General features: G+C 40.8%; 24 protein-coding genes, 1 tRNA gene and 1 pseudogene. 13 read left to right on the top strand and 13 right to left on the bottom strand.

The genetic code is table 11. The annotated features are described in order from the left end of the window. Window positions 1-5 precede the first annotated feature (5 nt). The 3 genes and pseudogenes from FRE64_RS11345 to FRE64_RS11335 all read left to right on the top strand — a co-directional run. Entirely contained in the window at window positions 6-758 is a 753-nt protein-coding gene (locus FRE64_RS11345) for a DUF3153 domain-containing protein (RefSeq protein ID WP_146296286.1), read from the top strand. Window positions 759-790: 32 nt separating this feature from the next. Continuing rightward, window positions 791-2173, top strand: a complete 1383-nt coding sequence (locus tag FRE64_RS11340; protein ID WP_146296284.1) for an SGNH/GDSL hydrolase family protein — start codon at window positions 791-793, stop codon at window positions 2171-2173. Between the two features lie 61 nt (window positions 2174-2234). Further along, a pseudogene (locus FRE64_RS11335) lies at window positions 2235-2366 on the top strand (DUF4351 domain-containing protein); the annotation flags it as partial. 209 nt (window positions 2367-2575) lie between these two features. Here FRE64_RS11335 and FRE64_RS11330 read toward each other — a convergent pair. Then, entirely contained in the window at window positions 2576-5773 is a 3198-nt protein-coding gene (locus tag FRE64_RS11330) for an efflux RND transporter permease subunit (protein WP_146296282.1), read from the bottom strand. 30 nt (window positions 5774-5803) lie between these two features. Between FRE64_RS11330 and FRE64_RS11325 the strand changes: the two genes are divergently transcribed. Together FRE64_RS11325 and FRE64_RS11320 are read left to right on the top strand one after the other, a co-directional pair. Continuing rightward, window positions 5804-6058, top strand: a complete 255-nt coding sequence (locus tag FRE64_RS11325) for a hypothetical protein (RefSeq protein ID WP_246140295.1) — start codon at window positions 5804-5806, stop codon at window positions 6056-6058. Window positions 6059-6063: 5 nt separating this feature from the next. Next, the gene (locus FRE64_RS11320) at window positions 6064-6393 is read left to right on the top strand and encodes a type II toxin-antitoxin system PemK/MazF family toxin (RefSeq protein ID WP_146296280.1); all 330 of its coding nucleotides are present in this window, start codon (window positions 6064-6066) and stop codon (window positions 6391-6393) included. A 19-nt stretch (window positions 6394-6412) separates the two neighbouring features. Here the strand turns inward: FRE64_RS11320 and FRE64_RS11315 are convergent, their stop codons facing one another. The 5 genes from FRE64_RS11315 to FRE64_RS11295 all read right to left on the bottom strand — a co-directional run bounded on the left by FRE64_RS11315 (window position 6413) and on the right by FRE64_RS11295 (window position 10002). Further along, entirely contained in the window at window positions 6413-7753 is a 1341-nt protein-coding gene (locus FRE64_RS11315) for an efflux RND transporter periplasmic adaptor subunit (RefSeq protein WP_246140294.1), read from the bottom strand. Between the two features lie 56 nt (window positions 7754-7809). Further along, entirely contained in the window at window positions 7810-8319 is a 510-nt protein-coding gene (locus FRE64_RS11310) for an inorganic diphosphatase (protein ID WP_146296279.1), read from the bottom strand. A 93-nt stretch (window positions 8320-8412) separates the two neighbouring features. Further along, window positions 8413-8754 carry a hypothetical protein gene (locus tag FRE64_RS11305; protein WP_146296278.1) on the bottom strand — a complete coding sequence of 114 codons (342 nt, stop codon included), beginning with the start codon at window positions 8752-8754 and terminating at the stop codon, window positions 8413-8415. A gap of 171 nt (window positions 8755-8925) precedes the next feature. After that, window positions 8926-8998 (bottom strand) — tRNA-Arg (locus FRE64_RS11300). A 29-nt stretch (window positions 8999-9027) separates the two neighbouring features. Then, a complete protein-coding gene (locus tag FRE64_RS11295; protein ID WP_146296276.1) occupies window positions 9028-10002 on the bottom strand; it encodes a CHAD domain-containing protein in 975 nt (324 codons plus the stop codon). Between the two features lie 167 nt (window positions 10003-10169). Between FRE64_RS11295 and speD the strand changes: the two genes are divergently transcribed. Further along, complete coding sequence (gene speD, locus FRE64_RS11290) at window positions 10170-10565, top strand: adenosylmethionine decarboxylase (protein WP_146296274.1); 396 nt, start codon at window positions 10170-10172, stop codon at window positions 10563-10565. Between the two features lie 51 nt (window positions 10566-10616). Here speD and pdxA read toward each other — a convergent pair whose 3' ends face one another. Further along, the gene (gene pdxA, locus FRE64_RS11285; protein ID WP_146296272.1) at window positions 10617-11621 is read right to left on the bottom strand and encodes a 4-hydroxythreonine-4-phosphate dehydrogenase PdxA; all 1005 of its coding nucleotides are present in this window, start codon (window positions 11619-11621) and stop codon (window positions 10617-10619) included. A 9-nt stretch (window positions 11622-11630) separates the two neighbouring features. Continuing rightward, window positions 11631-12569: a serine/threonine phosphatase gene (locus tag FRE64_RS11280; RefSeq protein ID WP_146296270.1), complete on the bottom strand. Its 939-nt coding sequence runs from the start codon at window positions 12567-12569 to the stop codon at window positions 11631-11633. A gap of 772 nt (window positions 12570-13341) precedes the next feature. Here FRE64_RS11280 and FRE64_RS11275 point away from each other — a divergent pair. Beyond that, window positions 13342-14031: a response regulator gene (locus FRE64_RS11275; protein WP_146296268.1), complete on the top strand. Its 690-nt coding sequence runs from the start codon at window positions 13342-13344 to the stop codon at window positions 14029-14031. A 64-nt stretch (window positions 14032-14095) separates the two neighbouring features. Further along, window positions 14096-15064 carry a glutathione S-transferase family protein gene (locus tag FRE64_RS11270; RefSeq protein WP_146296266.1) on the top strand — a complete coding sequence of 323 codons (969 nt, stop codon included), beginning with the start codon at window positions 14096-14098 and terminating at the stop codon, window positions 15062-15064. Window positions 15065-15281: 217 nt separating this feature from the next. Here the strand turns inward: FRE64_RS11270 and petE are convergent, their stop codons facing one another. Then, on the bottom strand, window positions 15282-15680 hold the full coding sequence (petE, locus tag FRE64_RS11265; RefSeq protein WP_246140293.1) for a plastocyanin: 399 nt from the start codon (window positions 15678-15680) through the stop codon (window positions 15282-15284). 312 nt (window positions 15681-15992) lie between these two features. Between petE and FRE64_RS11260 the strand changes: the two genes are divergently transcribed. After that, window positions 15993-16592, top strand: a complete 600-nt coding sequence (locus FRE64_RS11260) for a DUF2459 domain-containing protein (RefSeq protein ID WP_186708790.1) — start codon at window positions 15993-15995, stop codon at window positions 16590-16592. 261 nt (window positions 16593-16853) lie between these two features. On the opposite strand, the gene FRE64_RS11255 is transcribed toward FRE64_RS11260, so the two are convergent. Continuing rightward, window positions 16854-17351 (bottom strand): gamma carbonic anhydrase family protein, encoded by a 498-nt coding sequence (locus tag FRE64_RS11255; RefSeq protein ID WP_146296263.1) that lies wholly within the window; start codon window positions 17349-17351, stop codon window positions 16854-16856. A gap of 8 nt (window positions 17352-17359) precedes the next feature. Then, window positions 17360-17626 (bottom strand): DUF3493 domain-containing protein, encoded by a 267-nt coding sequence (locus FRE64_RS11250; RefSeq protein WP_146296261.1) that lies wholly within the window; start codon window positions 17624-17626, stop codon window positions 17360-17362. Between the two features lie 185 nt (window positions 17627-17811). On the opposite strand from FRE64_RS11250, the gene glgA reads away from it, so the two are divergent. Beyond that, the gene (gene glgA / locus FRE64_RS11245) at window positions 17812-19245 is read left to right on the top strand and encodes a glycogen synthase GlgA (RefSeq protein WP_146296259.1); all 1434 of its coding nucleotides are present in this window, start codon (window positions 17812-17814) and stop codon (window positions 19243-19245) included. An 85-nt stretch (window positions 19246-19330) separates the two neighbouring features. On the opposite strand, the gene FRE64_RS11240 is transcribed toward glgA, so the two are convergent. Continuing rightward, window positions 19331-19816, bottom strand: a complete 486-nt coding sequence (locus FRE64_RS11240) for an acyl-CoA thioesterase (RefSeq protein WP_146296257.1) — start codon at window positions 19814-19816, stop codon at window positions 19331-19333. Between the two features lie 148 nt (window positions 19817-19964). Then, window positions 19965-20579 carry a DUF3318 domain-containing protein gene (locus tag FRE64_RS11235; RefSeq protein ID WP_146296255.1) on the bottom strand — a complete coding sequence of 205 codons (615 nt, stop codon included), beginning with the start codon at window positions 20577-20579 and terminating at the stop codon, window positions 19965-19967. Between the two features lie 209 nt (window positions 20580-20788). Here FRE64_RS11235 and FRE64_RS11230 point away from each other — a divergent pair, with 209 nt between their 5' ends. The 3 genes from FRE64_RS11230 to FRE64_RS11220 are packed head-to-tail and all read left to right on the top strand — an operon-like array spanning window position 20789 to window position 22226. Beyond that, window positions 20789-21340 (top strand): sigma-70 family RNA polymerase sigma factor, encoded by a 552-nt coding sequence (locus FRE64_RS11230; RefSeq protein ID WP_146296253.1) that lies wholly within the window; start codon window positions 20789-20791, stop codon window positions 21338-21340. Continuing rightward, window positions 21337-21678 carry a hypothetical protein gene (locus FRE64_RS11225; RefSeq protein WP_146296252.1) on the top strand — a complete coding sequence of 114 codons (342 nt, stop codon included), beginning with the start codon at window positions 21337-21339 and terminating at the stop codon, window positions 21676-21678. The genes FRE64_RS11230 and FRE64_RS11225 overlap by 4 nt, the downstream gene beginning before the upstream one ends. Before the next feature lie 32 nt (window positions 21679-21710). After that, on the top strand, window positions 21711-22226 hold the full coding sequence (locus FRE64_RS11220) for a Spy/CpxP family protein refolding chaperone (RefSeq protein WP_146296250.1): 516 nt from the start codon (window positions 21711-21713) through the stop codon (window positions 22224-22226). Window positions 22227-22236: the final 10 nt, after the last annotated feature.

The following is a 22236-nucleotide window of genomic DNA, read 5'->3' as shown; positions in this document are numbered from 1 at the left end:
TAAGAATGAAACCATTGCTGGGTCAAACATTAAAGCGTCTGTTTTTATTACTCATTCCCTTATTACTAACCGGCTGCGTTAATTACGAAGTGGGGGTGAATATTACCGGGTTGCATCGAGGAGAAATTGTCCAGCACATTCAATTGGGAAAACAATTGACCAGTTTTAGCCAAGCCGATGTAGAAGACTGGTTGGGAAGTTTAGAACAACGGGCTCGCAAATTAGGAGGTAAAACCCAACGTCTGTCCCCAGCCGAGGTGGAATTAACCATTCCCTTTGCCAATATGGAACAGTTAGAGGCGAAATTTAATCGCTTTTTTAATCCGAAAGTGGGGAAGCAACCTCCGAGTGACTTAGTGAAATTTAAGTCACAATTAAAAATTAATCAAAATAACTTTTTATTCTTACAACGGACTCATTTGCAATTTAATCTTGATTTGAGTGCCTTAGGAACGATTAAAGGACAAAATTCCCGTTTAATCGGGGCAAATTCTTTACTAGATTTAGAATTTCAGTTACAAACTCCTTTGGGCTTAAAGGTTCTAGACTCAGATGTTGCCGAAAGGATAATTCAAAAAAGTGACAGGAGTGCGGTATGGTATTTACAACCTGGGGAAGAAAACGAAATTGAAGTAGTGTTTTGGGCGATTGAGCCTTTAGGTTGGGGCGCGATCGCGATTATTATTATGGTTTATATTGGTTTATGGCTAAAATACCGCTATTCTTCTCATTTGGAAGATACCATTACTCAAAATTAGGAAAATTGAATTAAACCAGCATGAAGGAAGGTATGTTTAAATCTCGTCGTAGTAAACTCAGCATTAATAAAAAAAAACAGAAGCATCAAGGGAAATCGCCGTTATTAATTTTTGCTTCTATTCCATTTTTGCTCATCGTATTAGAAGTTTTGGCTCGTCTCTTTTTTAGCTTCACAGGACAACCTTCTAGCATTGCAGAACAACCAGATAACTCTGCCCTTAAACGGGCTTATCAATTACAATTTCTAAGCAATGATGAACCGATTCAGGGCTTATCTCAAGGTGGTGAATTAAAAGTTGAACGGAGTCCTGGTTTTGGTTATCAATTAAGACCGAACCAAAACAATCGCTTTTTGCAAATTAATGAACAAGGATGGCGAGAAGAGGAATCAATTTCTCAAGATAAGCCCGAAGATGAAGTTAGGGTTTTTATTCTTGGAGGTTCAACTGCCTTTGGCTACTATAATGAAAGCAATCAGGAGACGATCGCGCAACAATTAGAAAATCGCCTCAACCAGCGTGTCCAAGAACAACAAAATAATCCTGATGACTATCAGCCAGAACAGTTGCCGTTTTATGAACCTGAACAAGAACGGTTGATGGAAAATGCCCCTCGTATCCAAGAAGGGAACTATCAAGTCATTAATGCAGCGGTGCCAGGGTATATGTCAAGAAATCAACTCTCCCAACTAGCTTTAGAGATTTTACCCTATGATCCTGATTTAATTATCGTGATGGGGGGATATGAAGACTTAATGCTAGATAGTCAAGAATCATTTGCTGACATCCCTGTAATTGATAATTATCTTAGTAACCCTTTTCAGCATTTCAGCGCTTATTTACGTGAACCTTTTAAGGACATTGCCCAGAGCAGTTATTTACTCCGCATGGGATTAGACTGGTGGCAAAACCCTGAAGGGACTACCACGGCTAATACACTACTTTTACAGCCAAATCCCGAGCAACCCCTTGCCTCTCATCTTCCTCAACAACCTAGTGAGTTAGTGGCGCGAGTGCAAAGATATCGTCAAAATAAGGAACAAATGGTGCGGTTGGCAGCAGGAGCAAGAGTTCCTATGATTAGTGCTATTCAGCCTGAAATCACAGGACGAAATTTGGATAATCTACCAACTCAGGAAGAGGAAATTATTAGTGAATTAGGAGATAGCTATATCCAAGAGATGCAAAATGCCTATAGTGAACTAGATAATGCCAATAATCAGTTAGAAGAAGTGTTTCCCAATAATGTTACTAGTGTCAATCTTTATCCAATTTATCAGGATTTTTCTAATCAGGCTTTTATTGATCCTATTCACCTTACTGCAGAAGGAAATAATCAAGTAGCCCAAGGGTTATATGAAAGGATTATTGGTATGCCACAAATGCAGATTACCCCCAGAGAACCTGGGAGTTAGAGTTTAAAGATCGCGCTTTTTTCAGCAAACCCTATTTAAAAATGAAACTCCTCAACCTGAAGAGTTACCGCAATCGTGGCGCGATCGCGTAAATAGTCTTTCTCTAGAACAATTAGAGAATCTCGGAGAAGCGTTACTAGATTTTCAGGGAATTGGAGATTTAGAAACTTGGTGGAAGGAAAAGGATAGATGAAGATCGTCCGACAATTTTTAGCATGAGGGCTGAAAATCCTACGACTACAACTCGCGCGTTCCTTTGCGCCGTACGACGGCGCAGGGTCACTCGTCAATTTTAATTTAGTCGGTAGACGGAGCGTATAAACCTCCGACCCAACTTGAATCGAATTCAAGTTGGAATGCACCTGGTGCATTCCGCACATCTGGGGAGACTGTGTGTTACCCCTAATTAGAATACTGTTTTGGTTGTGGTGCTTCTTCGGGAAGGGCAGGTTTTAGTTCCTCTGATTCTGAACGTTTGGCACTGAATAAATCATGGAGAAGGGTATAGAAGCAGGGAATAATAAACAGAGTCAGAAAAGTTGCTAAAGATAATCCTGAAAAAACAACGATTCCCAAAGGTTGTAAAAATTCTGATCCTTCCCCTAATCCCAATGCTAAAGGAAACATCCCTAAGACGGTGGTAATAGTCGTCATTAAAATGGGACGTAAGCGTTGGGGGGCTGCTTGTAAGATGGCTTGACGACGAGTGACCCATTGCTGGTTGTAAATTTGGTTCGCAAACTCGACCATGACAATGGCATTATTTACCACAATCCCCACTAATAAAATCGCCCCCACTAATACCGTTGCGCCCACTGGGGTTTCGGTGAGATAAAGCCCAATAATTCCTCCTGCAAGGGCAAGGGGAACAGTCAACATAATCACTAAGGGGTCAATAAATGAGTTATACTGTACTGCCATGACAACAAAGACGAGAAACGCCGCCAGTCCGCCTAACAGTTGCAAACTATTTTGTAATTCTTCATTGGTATCTTCAGCAGAACTTGGGGCAATACTTACCCCATCTGGGAGATCAAGTTCACTGAGAACAGAGTTAATTTGCGCGATCGCGCTTCCTAAGGTTGCCCCTTCTTCTAAATTCCCCTCAATTAAATAGACTTCCCGTTGGTTAATGCGTTGAATCTCTCCTGGGGCTTCTCCTCGGCTTACTGTGGCAATATCGCTTAACTGTAGCGATCGATTATCTCCCACTAATAACGGGACATTTTCCAAACGAGAAATACTATTAACTGTCGTTTCTGGTAATTGTACCCGAATATCCACCAAGCGATCGCTGCGTTGTAATTCCGTGGGCACTGCCCCATCAATGGTAGTTTGTAAGGCCTCTCCGATATCATTCACTGTTAAGCCAAATTCTCGCGCCCGTTCCCAATTCGGTCGAATTTGAATTTCTGACTGGGGGGGATCAGCATCTGGTTGAAAGCGAACATTTTCCACATTATCTTCTAAGGCTTCTAAAATGTCTTCTCCAGCTTCTTGTAGAGTAGCGCGATCGCTGCCTTGGACAATCACATCTAAATCCCCTCTTGTGGGAGAATTACCAAAATTAATGCCACGAACACTCCCAGGTCGCATCCGAACTCGCGTATCCACTAAATTTAACGCTTCTAGGGATTCCTCAGTCCGACTAATATAGGAATCCACTCCTGTTCCTGAGGGTAGCTCAATGGTACTTGATCCCCGTAGCACATTTTCGGAAACATTGCTACCAAATAAGCCTCCTCCAGCAGTGGTAAACACACTTTTCGTTTCTGGTTGGGCTAATAATGTCTCATCCACTAATTCCATAACACGGCGATTTTGTGCCAAGGTTGTTCCGTCGGGGAATTGGACATTGAGTTGGGCTTGTCCAGTATTAATTCTAGGGACAATTTCTTGATCTAAATCTCCAGCCAGCCAAAAACTGCCACCGCCTAGAATGAAGAAAGCCATGGCAATCACTAGAACCCGAAAACGGAGAACCTGTTTTAATCCTCCCTGATACAGTCGCGTTGCCGATTGAAACTGCTCATTAAAGCGACGTAAAAACCAGAAATTAGCTACCCCACTACTACGGGGAATTGCCAATAACCGCGAAGCTAACATAGGAACAACTGTTAAGGCAATTAACATCGAAGAAGCAACGGCAAAACTAATTGTCAGGATTAATTCATTAAAAAGAAGGGAAAAGAAACCACCAATCAGTAAAAAGGGAACAACTGCCACTAAATTGGTGCTAGTGGAAGCTAATAATGCTGATTCAATTGTGCGACTACTGGTTTCCGCTTGTTGAATAATATAACTGGGACTGGCTTTTTCTTCTGCCGCAGGATAGCCAGGGGTCATTCCCACTCCTTCAGCGATGGTTTCTAGCATGACGATCGCGTTATCAACGACAATTCCCACACCCAAGGCTAATCCCCCTAAACTAAACACATTCAGAGATAAACCAAACAAGCGCATTAAAACAATGGCGGTAAAGGTAGCTAGAGGAATGCCAATAATAATAATCAATGTCTGTCGTAGCGATCCTAAAAATAATAACACTGCAACTGACGCTAAAACTGCCCCTGTTATCCCTGCGGTGGCAACATTATTCACAGCATTACGAATAAAAACGGACTCATCGAGAGTCGTTACCAGCATCATATCATCAGGAATTGAACCAGCCTCGCGCATTTGTTCGATCCGTTGCTTCACTTCATCAATCACATTTAGAGTATTGGCTGTAGGCTGTTTCTGCACACTTAGTTTAATGGCTGGACTTTGATTAAGAGTTACAAACACGCGCTGTTCTTCGGTTCCATCTATTACCTCGGCAAACTCTCGCAAGGGAATTTCATTCTCTCCCACAGTAAAAGACAAGTTGCGAATTTCATCAGTATTGCTAAATTGTCCAATTGTCCGAGTGAGGGATTCATCACTGCCTCCTGATAACCGCCCTCCTGACACATCCACATTCCGATCGCGCAATTCATTTAAAACTTCATTTAATCCTAATCCGAACCCCTGCAACCGTATAGGATCCAATTCTACCCGCACTTCTTGCTGAACGCCTCCAGAAACATCTACCGAAGCCACTCCTGAGACAACATTTAATTCTCGCGCCAATTCTTCTTCTGCAAACACGCGCAAATCCACATCCTGTAAAGAATCTGACTGTAAGGCAAACTCATACACAGGAAGCTGGGAGGGATCATACTTAAAAATTCGGGGGTCTTCTACCACATCTGGAAGTTGTCCTTGAGAACGATTAAACGCTGCTGTGGTTTCGTTCAATGCTTGATCCACATCTTCCCCGGGTTCAAAATATAAATCTAACCGTACTCGTCCTTCCCGAGTTTGGGAATAAATTTGGGTTACCCCTTCGGTAGCGCGGAGGGCTTCTTCTACAGGCTTGGCAACTTCTTCTACTGCTACTTGTGGCGATACCCCAGGGGTACTAATGCGAACCCCAATGCGCGGATAGGTAATTGAGGGCAGTAAATCCACAGGAATTTGTAACAGGAATAATCCCCCGACTACTAAAACAGCAAGGGTAATGGCGAGGGTGCCAATATGTCGGCGGATCGCGATCGCGCTTATACTAAATCCAGTCATAGTTAAAGAAAGAAGATTTTTGAAGTTGCTATGGTGGGAGTTGAAACCTGCTGCTCAAAAGAGGTAATGATGCAAGAATTGAATTTAACGGGAATGGTAGATGAAAAAGGCAATATTGCCTTGGATCGACCTTTAACCAATTGTAAACACAAGCGGGTACGAGCCATTCTCTTTATCTCAGATGAAAACTTAGATTCTAGCGATGGAAATGATTGGAAGTATCTTAGTGCAGAGCAATTTTTGAAGGGTTATAGTGAAGCAGATGCTATTTACGATGAGGATTAAACATTGTGGTAAATGATTCGTATGAATCGGGAGAGGTGGTGCTGATTGCGTTTCCTTTTTCCACTACAACCACAAAAAAACGAAGACCTGCTCTGATTCTATTGGACACTGGCGATGAAGATATTATGGTGGCTCGCATAACCAGTCAACCTCAATCAAGTTCATTTGATATTGAGTTAAAGCAATGGCAAGCATCTGGCTTAAAAGTACAATCATGGGTAAGATTACATAAGGTAGCAACACTTGAAAAAACTCTTGTTGATCGTCGTTTGGGAAAATTAGCTTCTAGTGATTGGTCTAAAATTCAAAGTCTGCTCAAACAACTTTGGGATTGAAAATACCGCGATTACATATTTAATCCTCCTCTGATTGGTCACCACTGCTAGAAATAGCACTTAGGGCAACTTCATCACCAGAACTAAGAGAACCACTGCTACGAAGCACATAAGGCATATTTTCCTCTAGTCCAGAAATAATTTCTACTTCATCATTAACCCGTTCTCCTAATTCTACAGTTTGCGCTTCTACCGTGGGCGGATCCTGATCGCGATTGAGAGTAAACACCGTTGCCGTATTCCCTTCTTCATCATGAAGGGCAGTTTCTGGAATCACCACTCGTTCTACGTCTTGACGGGGAAATGTTACTCTTGCTAGTAACCCCCGACCAATTCTTCGATCTGGGTTGGGAACTTGTACTTCTACTGGCACTTGTCGGCTATCATTGGCGGAAGGAGCAATGCGTGTAACACTTCCCGAGTAGGTTTCCTCAGGAAACGCATCCAAGGTCACTTCTACTTGTTGTCCGCGCTGAATGTCTCCTAAGGCTAATTCTGATACCAGAACCCTTACTTTCACATTTTCAAAATCGCCAAGGGTTAGCACCTCATCTCCCGATTGTACTAAGTTTCCTGGATCAGTTTCTCGGTCTAAAACTACCCCATTTAATGGCGATCGCAGTGTACTATAAGACCGCCGTTCTTGGGCTTGGGAAATAATGGATTCTTGCGCTCTCACTTGCTGTTGGGCACTAGCGACGGCATCTTCTTCAATGCGGATTTGTTCTTGGGCAGCGCGAACTTCTTGTTGGGCAACAGTTGCATCAGTGGTGGCTAATTCGGCTTCCTGTTGAGAAATTGCTCCTTGTTCGGCGAGGTTTTGTAACCGTTGGGCATCAGCTTGGGCTTGTTGGGCTTGGGCTTGAGCTTTTTCTAATTCTACTTCGGCGTTTCTAACTTGATTTCGTAAGCGGTTGACTTCTGATTGACGGCTGGCTAATTCGGCTTCAGCTTCGACAATATCACCTTGGAAAATCACATCATTAAGTTGAGCTAAAGTTTGCCCCTGTTGTATTTCATCGCCAGTATCAACAGTTAATTCTTGCAGTTGTCCTTCTGCTTGGGAACGGAGGGCAACCGTTTGCTGAGGCGCAGTGTCTCCTTTATAAGTTAAGGGTTCGCGAATAGCTTTTCGTTGCGCGATCGCGCTTTCTACACTCACTTTAGATTCCTCTCTATCCTCAGGTTGAGCATCGACAGTAGAGGAAAAAAATTCCCCACAACTACTTAAAAGGGGAACCAGTAGCCCGATTAAAATCATTGTGGTGAGTGGACTACTTGGCTTGCGTTGAATTAATGGGAAAGAATGAGTTAGAAGCATTGCAGGGTAAACATCAGAAGCTAGTGATAGTTTAGACACTAATTGGCTCTGATGCCCCCCTCCAAGGATAGAGACTGATCAACCTTTAATGTTGCTTATTTGTGCGCTTTTACACATTTTTCCACTAATGCTTTGACACTATCTGCATCTTTCCAGCCGAGAATTTCCGTTTCTTTCTTTTCCAACCGTTTATAGGTGGCGAAAAATTCAGAAATTTCATCTAAACGATGGGGTGCCACCTGTTGCAGAGATTTGACTTCTTTAAAGCGGGGATCTTCTTCGGGAACACAGAGTAATTTCTCATCGCGATCGCCGTCATCAATCATTTCTAACATTCCAATGGGGCGAGCGGTAATTACACAACCGGGAAAGGTGGGTTCATCCATAATCACCATACCATCCAGTGGATCCCCGTCATCAGCAAGAGTATTGGGGATAAAGCCATAATCATAGGGATATTTGACGGATGAGAATAAAACGCGATCGAGGGCAAACGCATTTAAGTCTTTATCATACTCATATTTATTTTTGCTTCCTCCAGCAATTTCAATGAGGATATTAACTAAACCAGTTTCAGGTTGCGCGGGAATCTTTGATAAGTCCAAGGCTTTTCTCCTTCTATTAATCTACACAGGGGATATGCAACTATCCCCACCAAGCATCTCATCTTACCGTTGAGAGGCTCGCATTGGATAGCCTTATTCCTGCCACAAGGTTTCAAATTCTTGACGCAGGGCTTCTGAGTTTGCCACTCGCGCCACTAATAAACTTTCTTCTCTCACGGTATATAGTTGTTTTTTCCAATGTTGGATCGATTCTTCTGATTGCACCCAGAAGTTAATAATTTCTTCTAAAACTTGATCCCAATCCCAGTTGGGTTTATGGGGAATCATTTTGGTGGCACTAATTAACCCATCTAAGGAACACTCATAACTTCCGAGATAGGTTTTACTCCGATCAGGTTTTTTTGCAAACTGGTGTTGAAACTGTACAAATTTTGGGATGGGAGTAACACCAATAATGTCAAATGTATAAGTCATAACGAAATCTGTTACACAATTATGGAAAGCTCCATTTTGTGCTTTATATTGTATATAGCCTTCTCTGGGAAAATGGTTTATTGTAAACAGTTTTGTTAGAAAAATATAGAAAGTTTAAGAAATAGCCTTCAGAAAAACGCTGATTCAACCTACTGATTCATGAAATTAAAACGGGTACGGAAGGATTTGAACCCTCGACACCCAGGACCGGAACCTGGTGCTCTATCCCCTGAGCTACGCACCCATGTTACCCTGCTAGGATAGCACGTTTGGTTAACCAATGGCTAGAGATTCATGATTAGAGAGATGAGAATTCGTTTCAGGGAAAGGATTTTGGACGGTGAGACGGAGGTTTTGGCGTGTGGAAGGATTAAGAAATTTTTGCTGTAACTGTTCCCATTGTTGCCATTTTTCTTCCTGAGACTGAGTAATTTGCTGTGACAGTTGTGGAAATTCTTGGGAGAAAGCCTCCCCTCGACAATCCGTTAAAAATTCAGTTAAAACCAGATTATCTTGGATTTTTCCTAAAACACTTTGAATGGATTTAATATGCTTCACATATTGCCCATAAGTTTGATCATAACAATCGGTAAATAACTCCATTTGGTAACGGGCTTTCTTGGCAACTTTCCGTAAATTGTGTAGCGTTTCTCCTTTTTCCGCTAAAATAGTAGTAACGGTTTCTGATTCAGTTTTTTGAATAAACCAGCCGGGATGAAGCAGGAAGTGACTGACTTGTGGTAAAAGTAAATCAGGTAATACTTCCGCAATGGGAAGAGGCGCGATCGCGCTTAATTTGGGATTTTCTAGCCACCCCGTTAATCCTGCTTTTAAGTCTTGGTAGGCTTGACTTTCGAGAGTCTTTTTAACAGTTTGATACGCTTTTTGCCGTTGTTTTTCAAGTTCCTGAAATACTTGATTTAATTGTTCTTTTTCCTTAACTGATAAATTCGGCAAATAATCCGTTTCTAACGTTTCCTTTAAAACATCTAAATCTCGAAGTGTTCCTAATTTGCGAGCAATTTTTCCTACCTTTTTTTCTTTAGCAGATTTCGGAATCTCAATGGCAAGAGAGAATCCAACTAAAGCACTTCTAATGCGCCGCATTCCCACTCGCATTTGGTGTAACGCTTCGGGATCTTTATCTTGATACACTGCTTGTTCATGGTTAAGCATTCTCTGACAATGCTGATTTAAAGCAGCGATCGCGCAATCCCCAAAACTATCTAACCTAATCTGTTGGCTCATTTCAATTGGCTATAGCTTGTGCTGTTTCTAATTTTAATTTAAAATTAATATTGCGTCGTCTAAGGGAGAAAAATTTAGAAATAAGTTGCAAATTGCCCTATTAGAAACGTTATAACTAAATTTAGAACCAAAATTGCACTGATTAAAGTGGAGTAAAGAAAGACAGAATGAAAAAAGTGGGAACGCATCTGGTGGTAGAGGCTTGGCAGACTCCAAAGGCTGTATTAAATGACGCAGAGACGATTCGATCTGCATTAGTGGAAGCAGTGGCAGCCGGTGGAGCAACATTACTGAATTTATGTGTTCATCAGTTTTCCCCCCATGGGGTTACAGCAACAGCCACTTTATCAGAATCTCACATTGCCATCCATACTTGGCCAGAATACGGCTATTTTGCGGCAGATTTATTTTTTTGTGGTAAAGGCAATCCCCACCAAGCGATGAAAGTGCTACAAAACATTCTCGGAGCGAAACAAGTCACCATCCAAGAGTTAGATCGAGGTTTACCCACTTCGGAAGTTCCTGAAGAATCAGAAACCGCTTCCTTAGTCATTGGTCATTAGTCATTGGTCATTAGTTTACAAAGGACGAAGGACTAACAACGAAGGACAAACTTAGCTTAATTCCCCAGCAAGGGTGATTGCTGCTTGTAAACTGTGATAGCTAGCAATCCCTTTTCCAGCAATATCAAAAGCAGTGCCATGATCAGGAGAGGTGCGAATAAACGGTAAGCCAATAGTGGTATTAATTGCTTCCTCAAATGCCATTAACTTAACAGGGATTAAGCCTTGATCATGGTATAAAGCAAGGTAAGCATCGGCTACCCCTTGCTTGGCATCTTGAAACCAAGCTAACCCCGGTTTTACCCAAAGAGTATCAGGGGGAACTAATCCTATTAATTTGACATCTGGGTATTGAGAACGGGCTTGTTCTAGCCAAGGAGAAAGCCAATCTTGTTCCTCTTTCCCCAATTGTCCAGCTTCGCCGCTATGAGGATTTAAACCTGCAATAGCAATTGTTGGCGCATTCAGCCCAAAATTCTCTTTGAGGGTGTTAATCAGTAGGGCTAACTTTTCATCCATTAAGGTGGGAGTTAGCGTCTCAGGGACGTTTTTTAAGGGAATGTGGGTGGTTGCGAGGAGGGTGCGTAATGTCCAACCTGTATGCGGCGATCGCGCCACAAATAACATTCCAAATTGATCCCTTCCTGTCATGGTTGCTAAAACTTCTGTTTGTCCGGGATAATGATGTCCCGCTAATTTCCAACAGGATTTGGCAATTGGAGAGGTGACAAGTCCATCAAATTTTCCCTGTAAGGTGTCTGTAATGGCTGTCTTTAAGTAAGCAAAACTCGCTGCCCCACTGGCGGCATTTCCCTTGCCCATTGTAATTTCTTTTGTAGCGGAGATTGGAACTTCTCGCACTGCTATTTGATTGGGATTAGCCAGAGATGTGGTTTGATGGAGGCGTTGGTAAGTCTTTTCTAACAGCGATCGCGTTCCCACTACTGTTACCTGACAGTGTTGCGTCGTTTTCGGATCAGCTAGGGCCTTTAAAACAATTTCGGGACCAATGCCAGCAGGATCGCCAAGGGTTAAAGCCAGATGAGGACTAGACATAAACTTATTTTAAGAAGAAGGACGGAGTTTCATTTGCACTACTACCGCCGTAATATTATCGTGACCATGTTGCTGGTTAGCCAATTCAATTAAGTCTAATACCCCTTTCTCCAAATCCGCTTTTGACTGTAACAAAGGGGTGAGATAAGTCTCCCCATAGTCTTCTAATAAAGCCCCATCAGATAAGCCATCGCTACATAATACTAATAAAGTATCTTCCTGAATTTCCAGATATTGAATATCGGGGTTGACAAGATCGTTTTTCCGTGGACCCAAGGCTTGGGTTAGTTGGTAAGCATTTTGCATTTGATAGGCTTCCTCAGGAGAAACCCCCTTAGCAATTTCCCGTTGACCCACTTCATGATCCACTGTTAATTGTAGAATATCCCCATATTGGTTCACTTGATAAACTCGGGAATCACCTACGTGCGCGATCGCGACTTCCGTATCTTGCACTAACGCCATAACGAGAGTTGTTCCCATGCGCCCCGCACCTGCCCGAGACTTTTCTTTATTAATAGCATGAATTTTCTCATTTGCTAATAAAATTCCTTCTCGAATTGTCTCCTCATTAGGGAGTTCATTTTGCCAATGGCTTTCAAAATACTGTTGCAATACCTCCACCGCCATCGCACTTGCCACTTCTCCTGCAGAATGCCCCCCCATGCCATCACAAACAATATAAAGTCCTCGTGCTGTTGATTGCGAACCTTGGGGCGTTTCTTGTTTTAGTAAGCGATATTGAATCCCATAATAATCTTCATTATGACGGCGACGATGACCAATATCAGTTGCTCCTGCATGGCTTAAACTAGATAACTCCATGGTAAATGCCATCGTGGGGACTTCTTCATACTCAGACATCAAATCCCCTAACGCTGATTCTGCCTCAGTTTCAAAGCCTTTATTATTCTGATTTGGTTCCGTATAATCTTCTTGCTGGTTCATGCTACTTAACGCTTATTTTGTTTCACAAAGAATTTATAATTAACCGTTACCCTAATTTATTGTCACAAGTGCCCAAAATTAGGATATCATAGGTTACAGAATATTCCCGCTTAAAATTACATATATAGCAATATGATCTCATTTGTAAAAACTAACTCAACCTTCCCCCCCCACCCCCCTTAATAAGCGGCAGGGCTGTTTCATTCTCGGGGTTAAAATTGAAAGTAATCGCCTGAAACCCTTACAGGGTAGCGCGATCGCGATCATTTCTTCTGATTTTGCCTTTTAGTAAGAAAAAGCTACGAAATTGCCTTTTTTTCCTAAAGTCTAGAATGAAGCACAAACCAAGCTGGAAGGGGATTTTGTCTCCCCATCTCCCTATCTCCCCATCTCCCCACCAGAAGGTGATTTCAGGAGAATGAAACGACCCTGCTTAATAAGCGGGGAATTAAAGGAGGGATCCCAACTAAAAATTTACAACTGATTTAGGATTGCTATAGCGTTTCTTAGTGAGTTGGGATCTGTCAAAATTAATCGATTAGTGTTATTGGTTATTTAGTTCTAGATCAAACAGTGTCAAACAAGATCAAGACATACCTTATTAGTCTAAGAGCCTATGGTACCAATCGCTAAAACTTTAGCAAAATAAAAGAGTAAAAATTGAGATAGTTACTTAATTATATTTGAGTTGCTAGTATTAGAATTAATTAAGGTAAAAAATTAAATACTTATCTTGTATATTTGGAATATTTAAAAAGGTACTATATTAAGCATGAATAAAAATATATTATTGATATCTAATGATTACTTTTTTCAAGATAATATTATCAATTATTTAAACCTATATGGTTGGAAAGTTGTAATAGCACAAACAGGAGAAGAAGGATTTAAAAAAGCAATTCAAGAAAAGCCTAATGTGATTTTATGTGATAGCTTATTAGCAGATTTAGATAGTCACCAAGTTTTAGAAGAAATTCGTAGCAATATAGAGACTCAAGCAATTCCATTTATTTTATTGGCAGACTCTAACCAAAACTCTTATGATTATTATCGTTTTATTATGGAGTTATGGGCAGACGATTATTTGGTTAAACCTGTTAGTAATGAAATTATTTTTAAATCAATTGAATCTCGAATCAAAAGAAAATTTTATTTAGAAAAGAATCTAAAAAGAGAAATTGATAAGACCAAAAAACAACTTAAATTGAAAAACGAAAAAGAAAAAATACAAGAAGAAGTATGGGATAATTTATTAATTAATGTCAGGAATCAACTTAATAAAATAAAATTAGCGATTAAATTATTAAATAGCTCAACCTTCGAGTCAAAAAAACAAATTTACGCAATGATTTTACAAGAAGAATGTGCTACTTTAAATGAATTAGTTAATAATGCAAATGAATTAAGAGTTCTTTTAACACCTGATCACCTCGATCTATTGCAATATTATTCTAAAAAGTAACCCTTCGTATTAAGATTAATGTAAACGCTCAATATTTTAATAGCAATCATTATAAGGTCAAATTATGCCAACGGGAATGTTAATTAATGGCGAATGGCGCAAAGAAGGCTATCAAAAAGATAGCGACGGTCGATTTTTGCGAAATCCAACCACCTTTAGAAATTGGATTAAAGCTGATGGGAGTAGTAATTTTTTACCAGAAGTAGGACGATACCATCTTTATGTTTCCTTAGCCTGTCCTTGGGCGCATCGAGTTCTCATTATGAGAAAATTAAAAGGATTAGAAGATGCGATCAGTCTCTCGATTGTTGATCCTTACATGGGGGAAGAAGGTTGGCATTTTTCTGAAGAAGCAGGAACAATTCCCGATCCAATTTTTGGTGCCACCTATCTGCGAGAAATCTATATTAAAGCTGATCCCAATTATACAGGACGGGTAACAGTTCCTGTCTTATGGGATAAAAAAACAGGAACAATTGTTAATAATGAGTCTCGGGAACTTTTACGAATGTTAGATCATGAGTTCCAAGATATTGCTACGAAAAAAGATAATTATTGTCCTCCTGAGTTAAAAAGTACCATTGAAAAAATTATTGATGAAATTTATAATCCGATCAATAATGGCGTTTATCGGGCTGGGTTTGCTCAGTCTCAAGTTGCCTACGAAGAAGCAGTTACCGAATTATTTAATGCTCTCAATCATTGGGAAACGGTATTAGGAAAACAATTATATCTTTGCGGAGAAGAAATTACCGAAGCGGACTGGTGTTTATTTGCAACATTATTACGCTTTGATGCCGTTTATTATGTTCACTTTAAGTGTAATCTTCATCGGATCATGGATTACCCTAACTTAAGTCGTTATCTTTTAGACTTATATAATCAACCGGGAGTAAAAGACACTTGCAATTTTGACCATATTAAACAGCATTATTACCGCAGCCATCCTCATATCAATCCCAGTGGTATTGTTCCCGTGGGGCCTGCCTTTCCTCTGTCTAATACGAAAGCAGCAAGTAAGCCACATCAGTAATCTGGATATCCTCTGAAGAGGGCTTTGAACAGAAAACCAATTCTTGGATAAAGTATGCTATAAAATGAACCCCTTACTTCCCAATTACGGAAATAAGGGGTAAGTCATTAACTTTATCAAAAGATTAGTTGCGGGTTCTCAGCGACTTTGGCAAACCAACGCTCAGCGCAAAGGAACCGCGAGTTTTAGTCGTAGGATTCTCATCCCTGCTGCTAAATTATTCTACAATGAGTTTTCCATTCATTCCTGCACCGCGGTGAGGCTGACAGTAATAGTTATATTCTCCTTTAGGAGCATCCTCAGGAATAGTAATAGTGTAGCTTTGTCCAGGAGAAAATAAAAGTTTGCTCATAGTCAAAGAACTTGCAATGGACTGGGCTCCATTAGGAACGCCGCTACTATCAAAAACGACATTGTGAGGAGCTAGTTTATTCATGACAAATTCAATTTCATCGCCAGGGGATACACTGAGAGTATCAGGAACGTAAGCTAACTGTCCTGTGTCGCTACCCATTTTTACTTTATGGGTTGCAGCATGAGCAGGAGTAGCAGAGAGAGCAAATGTTACTACAGCAAATAAAGCAGTAGCCAGAATTAAACCAACTTTTTTCATCATGTTTAACTAATTTAAGTATTCTAACTTCAATCGATATTACTTCGACATTACTATTTTAAGGGATATGGGGCAAAAAATTAAGGAGTAATGAGAAAAAGGCTTATCATTCTGGAAAATGCTCGCTGTCATAATATCAAATGGATCAATTTTTGATGCAGATTTTTTCGCGAAGACAAGGTGGAGAGATTGCTTATGTGTAGTGTTCAATAGTCAAAGCCTCACAAAGCCAGGCTATTCTGCCATACATTAAAAGTATGAGGGAACGGCAGTTAATGTTAAATTGATGTCTAAGATAATACTTTGATTTGACTAGTGACTTCTCGCAGAACGATTATTTTAATGATTGCCACAGTTATATTAGTGGCAAAGTTAATTATTTTAATCTACGCGCCCAATTTTATTATACCTCCTAGAGATCCAGTAGCACCGACAACAGTTTATGTGCTAGATTATGGATTTCATTCACGGCTAGTACTGCCCGATCGCGGCGCAAGGTTAATTCAGTATGGTTATGGAGATTGGCAGCATTTTGCCCTACAAGAGCGTAATCTCATCACTACCTTAAAAGCACTTTTCATTCCCACCCAAGGGACACTCGCCCGAGAAGAATTAATTAATTCCTCCACCATTCAAGAGATAGCAGAAGCTCAAGCAAGGATTACCAGCTTAACAATAGAGGTGGCAAACGAGAAAGTGGTGAAATTACGAAACAAGTTACAAGATCGCTTTGATCGCAATATTGAAACCAAAGTGGAAGGCAACCGCACTAACGTTCAATTTGTGAAAGATGACCAAGACTACACTATTTTCTATAACAGCAATCATCAGGTAGCAGACTGGCTAGAAGAATTAGGGTGTGAAGTAGAAGGAGTCCTTATTCTTCCCAATTTTCAGCTGCAAGAGAATCATTAAGGGGTTGCGTTTGAGCAAGGGTCTCGCGCATCCTACGACCACAATCTCCCATTTGGTCGGTAGTTAGCTAGACCAGTAGTGTGCTATCATCAAAGCATCTGTACGACTTCCACTTTGATTGGCTAGTACGACAGTTTGACTGGAGAGAGAAATCATCTCCAGTGGATCGATGGCAAAAGTCCCTAGATTCAACCGAGAATGGCGGTTTTGGCCTGGTTAAAGGATCAAGCATAAGCTACGACTACACGCCCTGGTTAGTCGCTAGTACCATTCACCATGGCTTAAAGCCAATTCCTCATACTTTTTCGCATGTTCAATTAACTCTGTGGCTTCTTCTTCAGAAACCTGTCGCTTGAGTTCAGCAGGAATTCCTAAAACCAGCGATCGCGCAGGAACATCTTTAGTAACAACACAACCAGCACCAATAATACTCCCGGCACCCACACGTACCCCATTTAAGATAATTGCGCCAATACCAATCAAACTTCCCCGCTCAATGTAGGCTGAGTGAATCACGGCTCGATGGCCGACAGTGACATAATCTTCTAAGACTGTAACTTCTCCAGGATCTCCATGTAAGACTGCCCCATCCTGAACATTGGTATGAGCGCCAATCATAATTTTTTCAAAGTCCCCACGAACTACCGCACTATACCAAATACTTGCCCCTGCTTCCAGCTTTAAATTTCCGATAACAGTGGCATTTGGGGCAATAAACGCGGCTTGAGATAAATCAGGGGAAGAGGAAAATTCCACCATAACTATAACTACTCTGATTTTTTACCGTTATCATCAATGCGAAACAACCAAACCATTAATGCAACTACAGCAACCTGTAATCCAAAATTGGGCAAAATTCTGGCTATATTTTCACCGGCTGCTAATTGCGAGAGCATCACAAATGCGCCAATCAAGCCTGAGGCAGCAAAAACTACATAAATAGTTTTTCGTAACCCCCGATAGGGAGCTTTCGCTTCTGCTTGTAAGCGTTTGTATTTTTCTGCAGAAAACTGATTGCTACGATTATTAGCCATAATATTCAAGAGCTTGCTTATTTTTTCCAGAATTTGCCATCTGCCTTTTCCTCTAGGTTACCACTTCGTTTATTCCTCCTTGATTCATTTAGCTTTTTTATTAGTTAGAAGGGCAAAAAAGTTATATACGAAAGACTTAGATCATAATACACTCAGCAAAGAGACTATTGTTAATGTTGATGATAATGAAGATACTATTTGTTGCTACCGAAGCCGCTCCGATTGCCAAAGTGGGAGGAATGGGAGATGTTGTAGGAACCTTAACCCCAATTCTCCGCAAAATGGGACATGATGTCAGAATTTTGATACCTTATTATGGATTTTTACCGGATAAAGTAGAAATTCCAGAAAAAACGATTTGGCAAGGAAGTGCGATGTTTCAAACTTTTGATATTTTTGAGACTGTGCTTCCTGAAACAGATGTTCCTCTGTATTTGTTAGGACACGCTGCCTTTTCGCCTCGTCGTGTTTATCAAGGAGAAGATGAACCCTGGCGATTTACCTTTTTTGCCAATGGTGCAGCCCAATTTGCGTTAAATTATTGGCAACCTGATGTAATTCACTGTCATGACTGGCATACCGGGATGATTCCTGTGTGGATGCACCAAAATGAAGACATTAAAACCGTATTTACCATTCATAACCTAGCGTATCAAGGTCCAGCGCGATCGCAGCTTGAAGAACTCACTTGGTGTCCCCCTTATATGCAAGAAGCTAATACAATGGCTGGAGCAATCCAATTTGCTGACTGTGTAAATACTGTTTCTCCTACCTATGCCCAACAAATACAAACTCCTGAATATGGAGAAGGTTTAAACCACTTACTAGCCTTGAAAAAAGATAAAATTGTTGGGATTATTAACGGCATTGATACCGAACAATATAACCCCGCTACAGACTCTCATCTCGATCAACCTTTTTCCATAGACACTCTTGAACAACGAGTCACCAATAAAATTGCTTTACAAGAACAAGTGGGCTTAGAAATTAATAGTGGGGCATTTTTAGTCAGCATGGTGACGCGCCTAGTGGAACAAAAAGGATTAGATATTGTTTTACCAATCTTAGAACAGTATCTCAAATACACAGGAGATCAGTTCTTAGTCTTAGGAACAGGAGAAGAACGCTATGAATCACAACTTCGAGAATTAGGTGAACGCTATTCAGGGCGAATGTCAGTACAATTATTGTACAATGACGGGCTATCCAGACGCATTTACGCTGGTAGCGATGCTTTCTTAATGCCCTCACGCTTTGAACCCTGTGGCATTAGCCAAATGATGGCAATGCGTTATGGTTGTGTTCCTATTGTTCGCCGAACAGGTGGCTTAGTGGATACCGTATCTCATCATAACCCCATTGAGAAAACAGGAACAGGATACTGTTTTAGCCTCTATGAGTCCCTAGATTTATATACCTCTCTTATTCGGGCTTCCGAAAGTTATCTTTATCGAGAAAGTTGGTTAGAGCTACAGAAACGCGGAATGTCTCAAGATTTTAGTTGGCAACGTTCCGCAGAGAAATATGTTCAGCTATATCAAGATTTACTGAACTCCCCAGCAGAGATTCTTTCTTCTGTGGCTTCCCCTGACTCAACGGAGGTAATTCCTAAAAAGTAAGTTTTTCCTTCCTTGATAACAGCGTAGGCTTAAATGCTTATGCCTACGTTTTTCTTTGCAGACAAGAGACTCAGACCCTAGATTATCAAGTTTTTACCAGTAAATCCTTAACTGCTGGCGGCAAACTTCGCATAATTTTCCCTTTTTCACGGTCAACGGCTACTAGGGTGACTTGGGCAGTAATATATTTTGTCTCTCGATCTAAAGATTTCATTTCATACTCCCAGTGGATTCTCACCCCTGACATTTCCATCATGCGAGCGCGTAGCAGGGCATCTTCTCCCATTTGTAAAGGCTTGTGGTAACGAATGGATAATTCAACAACTGGCAAATCACAACCAAGAGCAACTAATTCACTATAATTCAATCCTAAAGATCGCAGATACTCAATTCTAGCTTCTTCTAACCACGTAGTATAAGTGCCATGCCAAACCACTCCTTGATAGTCAGTATGATGAGGATAAACATGGATCGGATATTCAAACCAATTCTCAGAAGTGGCGTGCAGTGAGTTATCTTTTTCAATTGCCTCATTGCTATAGATTTGAGAAGAATTATCTGCTTGTGACACTGGTTATCACCTTATTTAAATTTACTCCTACACCCAGATATCTTAACTTGGATTATGAATTGCAAAAAAACTTATTCATTTCCATGATAGACGAGTCTATTTTTCACAATTTTCCTCAATCAGATTCCACTCCCGAATCCGTCACTACTCACTGTTTTCGCACTTCCTCAGGAACGCCCACCTCTGAGCGACCCGCTAATTTTCTTAAGTTTTGAATCCGTACTAACTCAGTAAAATCAAAATTGGCTCGACCTTCAATTTCAGCAATTTTTTCAATACTATCTAATAGGGCTTGGGCTGCATCAATCATCTCATAACCACGCCTTTGTGCAACTCTAATTGCTATTTCATCAGCATCCACTTCTGTTTGGATACTGCGAGTTCTCCGCCAAATTTGACTCCCAGCTAAAACAGCTAGGCTAGCACCAACAATTACCCCAATGGCATCCCCTTGTAACATTTCTACCCCTGTTCCAATTACGCCTACTGTAACCACACCCTGGTACAAATCAGGCTTAAACCATTTAATTTCAGTTAACCAGCATACAGAGCGTAATAAAGCTAAATCTCGTTCTGCTCGTGATAGCTCAGTCCAAAGATCAAAATTAATATAGATTGGTCTAGCCCCCCGTTGCCAAGGTAATGGGAAAGGCGCATCAATGAGACGAGATTGCTTAGGCTTAGGAATAATCTTAGTGTACATCCGCCCAGAAGCAGGCATTAAGTCAATTAAGTGACGAACTTCGTCTTGATTGGCATACATAGCTTCAGTCCCATTGGAAAGGGTTGCTACCAGTTATATCATATTTTTTGCCCCCAAACTAACCAGATTATCAACGCTTAATGTAACGGTAGCAATTCCTGAATTACACTCCAATTTTGGATTTAGTTAGAAAATTTTTGCCACTTATTTGAACCTTTTACCTCCTTGACCAGTCTAAACGAGTGAATGATTGGGAGGGATTAGTAAGTGTGTTGACTGAAGCAAACCCCAGTGAGATTGAACTAGTTAAACGTTGTCAAAAAGGGGATCAAGAGAGCTTTCGACTCTTATACAGACGTTATCAAAGGCGCGTCCGCTCCACCCTTTATCAACTTTGTGGAGACTCCATATTAGATGACTTAGTGCAAGAGGTGTTTTTTCGTGCTTGGAAAGGACTTCCCACACTTCGTAAACCTAAAACCTTCTCCACTTGGCTTTATCGCATTTGTTGGAATGTCGCTAGTGATCAAAGACGAGCATTTGCTCAATTACGAGAACAGCATCAAACCCTGTCCCAAAAGCAATCAAACCCAGATCATCCTGAATTAAACCAAATGCACTATCAAGATTTGGTAGATCGAGGATTAAAAACTTTGAGCTTAGAACAACGGGCGGTGATTGTTCTCCATGACTTAGAAGACATTCCCCAAAAAGAAGTTGCACAGATTCTCAATATTCCCCTCGGAACTGTTAAATCCCGTTTATTTCATGGTCGTAAAGTGTTACGGGAATTTTTAAAAGAACAAGGAGTTGTATTATGAGTCAACATTCCTCTGATGATTTAGTGAACTTTCTCCGTAACAATCGCCCTTCTTCACCGCCACAACAAGCGGATATAGAAGACAGATTAATGGCGCAAATTGAAACCGAAACCGATACCAAGGTCAGGTTTTTTCCCCAACTGCATCATTACAAATGGGTATTTAGCGGTGTTCTTGCTGCTAGTCTCTTATTAGTGTTCACTGGAATTCGCACTTTACAACCCACTCCCTCCCAACAAAATGCGGAGCTAGAAGACTTCCTAACTGAAAATTGGGAAGCTGTGACGACTCCTTCTCCCAGTTATAGTGATTGGGAATTTTTAACCCCAGAAGAATAATCAAATCATCAAAAAATTGGAGGTAACAAATTATGTCTTTTCGTCATGTTTCTTTCTTAACTATTTTATTACTATCTTTCACCGCAACCACGACTTTTGCAGAAACTAATCGTCAAGTTTCGAGTTCTCAACCTCCCCAATTAATTGCTCAACATGGGAATCATCCGATGGCTGCGAGACATGGTCATCGTGAGGAAAGAAAATCGGAATTTATGGAAGCTCTAAATCTTAGTGAGGATCAACAAGAGCAATTGCAAAATATCCGTAGTGATTATCAGCCACAAATCAATGAACAACAAGAAGAACTCACTCAAGCCCATCAAACGTTACGAGAAATGATGCATAGTAATACCTCAGCAGAGGAATTACGGAACCAACATGAACAAGTACAAGAGTTACGCCAAGAGATGGGCAACTTGCGTTTTGAAAGTATGTTAGAAATGCGAGAGGTTTTAACTGCCGAGCAACGAGAACAATTTGCAGAATTAATGCAAGAACGTCCTGAAAATCGGGGCCCTGGAAGTCGGGGACGTAATGGTCGTTGGTAAACTTCCCCAT

It is taken from the genome of Euhalothece natronophila Z-M001 (assembly GCF_007904085.1).
GTDB classification, from domain to species: Bacteria; Cyanobacteriota; Cyanobacteriia; order Cyanobacteriales; family Rubidibacteraceae; genus Halothece; species Halothece natronophila.
Note: the sequence above shows the minus strand (reverse complement) of the source record. Positions and strands in the feature narration are given on the sequence as shown.